Raw genomic sequence first — 487 nt, 5'->3', positions numbered from 1 at the left:
TTTATGAGCTAACTCATAACTCTTTTTTGGAGAGTTTGATCCTGGCTCAGGACGAACGCTGGCGGCGTGCCTAATACATGCAAGTCGAGCGGATCTTCATTAGCTTGCTTTTGAAGATCAGCGGCGGACGGGTGAGTAACACGTGGGCAACCTGCCTGTAAGACTGGGATAACTTCGGGAAACCGGAGCTAATACCGGATAATCCTTTCCCTCTCATGAGGGAAAGCTGAAAGACGGTTTCGGCTGTCACTTACAGATGGGCCCGCGGCGCATTAGCTAGTTGGTGAGGTAACGGCTCACCAAGGCAACGATGCGTAGCCGACCTGAGAGGGTGATCGGCCACACTGGGACTGAGACACGGCCCAGACTCCTACGGGAGGCAGCAGTAGGGAATCTTCCGCAATGGACGAAAGTCTGACGGAGCAACGCCGCGTGAACGATGAAGGCTTTCGGGTCGTAAAGTTCTGTTGTCAGGGAAGAACAAGTA

At 53.4% G+C, this 487-nt stretch carries 1 rRNA gene; it reads left to right on the top strand.

From position 1 onward, the window contains the following. Nucleotides 1-23: 23 nt before the first annotated feature. Nucleotides 24-487, top strand: a 16S ribosomal RNA gene (locus ACNAZ4_RS23775); the annotation flags it as partial.

Source organism: Mesobacillus thioparans, from assembly GCF_965138835.1.
Taxonomy (GTDB): domain Bacteria; phylum Bacillota; class Bacilli; order Bacillales; family Cytobacillaceae; genus Mesobacillus; species Mesobacillus thioparans.
Note: the sequence above shows the minus strand (reverse complement) of the source record. Positions and strands in the feature narration are given on the sequence as shown.